Source organism: Vibrio splendidus 12E03 (genome assembly GCF_000272105.2).
Classification (GTDB): domain Bacteria; phylum Pseudomonadota; class Gammaproteobacteria; order Enterobacterales; family Vibrionaceae; genus Vibrio; species Vibrio splendidus_I.
On the sequence record NZ_AJZD02000235.1, the window covers coordinates 1 to 1,008 of the forward strand.

At 34.6% G+C, this 1,008-nt stretch carries 2 protein-coding genes; both read left to right on the forward strand.

The window, feature by feature from the left end; genetic code table 11:
• Window positions 1-196 precede the first annotated feature (196 nt).
• A complete protein-coding gene (locus A142_RS15555) occupies window positions 197-643 on the forward strand; it encodes a hypothetical protein (protein WP_019820594.1) in 447 nt (148 codons plus the stop codon).
• 116 nt (window positions 644-759) lie between these two features.
• The gene (locus A142_RS25580; RefSeq protein WP_017097008.1) at window positions 760-888 is read left to right on the forward strand and encodes a hypothetical protein; all 129 of its coding nucleotides are present in this window, start codon (window positions 760-762) and stop codon (window positions 886-888) included.
• The last annotated feature ends 120 nt before the right edge of the window (window positions 889-1,008 follow it).

Below are 1,008 nucleotides of genomic sequence, written 5' to 3' on the forward strand. Positions count from 1 at the left end.
GAGTCAGGCATCAAAAGCGTTTACTCATTTGAAAGAGTACGTTGAAGATGAAAATCAATTAAAAGCAGCATAAATTCAATTTGTTACTTAAATAAATGACATTATTAAATCTATACTCATTAAAATGCCCAATAGTTCGCTATTGGGTTTTTTTATGCTTCACTGTAATACTTGTTATTGGGGGGAGTTACAATAGATGAATAGTAATGAAGACAAAGCACTACTGAGTGTCTATGAGAACAGGCTTCGCCGCTTGGGTGTGGTAGATAAGCAGATTAAGAAATGGATGAAAGATTGCTCACCCTTGGAGTTGAAAAAACGTATAGATCTTTTGAAAGAATCACAATGCTCATTGCTTCAAAAGATAAAAAAATCAAGTGCAGATTGTCTCATAAATCAAGAATCAAACATGGATATCTCGAATGTTCCTAACGAAGAAGCGACGTTACAATCATTCTTTACAGAGAAACCTAAGTTAAAAATTGATATTCAAGGACTGGTTGAATGCTCTCCAGCTAACACAGTATTTACTTTTGATTCTCAACCAGTAACGAAGATAATGCGAGTGAAATATGAGGATGTGGTTATTGATGATAATACTGATATCACTATGTTAAATAAGCGACTTACTGAGCGATCATAAATGAGGGGGAAACCCTAAGTTGTTTGAACTTTGAACAGCTTTACTTTTGTGTTAGGTTACTGGTTGAATATGCACTGTTTATTCATCCATTATTTAACTTTGAAAGGAATACTATTATGGCTCTTAAACCAGGTCCTAAACCAATTGCAGACTCAACTGGTAAAGTTGATCAACGTCGTCGTGATAACAAAAAAACTCCAGGTAATAACCCGGCACTAAAACCTAGTAAATCATCGAAAAAATAGGTGAAAATGCCTATTTATAAATAAAGAGAGCTTGCAGGCTCTCTTTACTTAATTAGCGGATATTAAAGTACACCTTTATCTCGATCTGGCTTCCCGTCTTTGTCAAAAAATCGAACTTTG

What these genes read in the sequence shown, in the direction of transcription:
- A142_RS15555 (WP_019820594.1), top strand. Translation starts at nt 197, where the DNA reads ATGAATAGTAATGAAGACAAAGCACTACTGAGTGTCTATGAGAACAGG.
- A142_RS25580 (WP_017097008.1), top strand. Translation starts at nt 760, where the DNA reads ATGGCTCTTAAACCAGGTCCTAAACCAATTGCAGACTCAACTGGTAAA.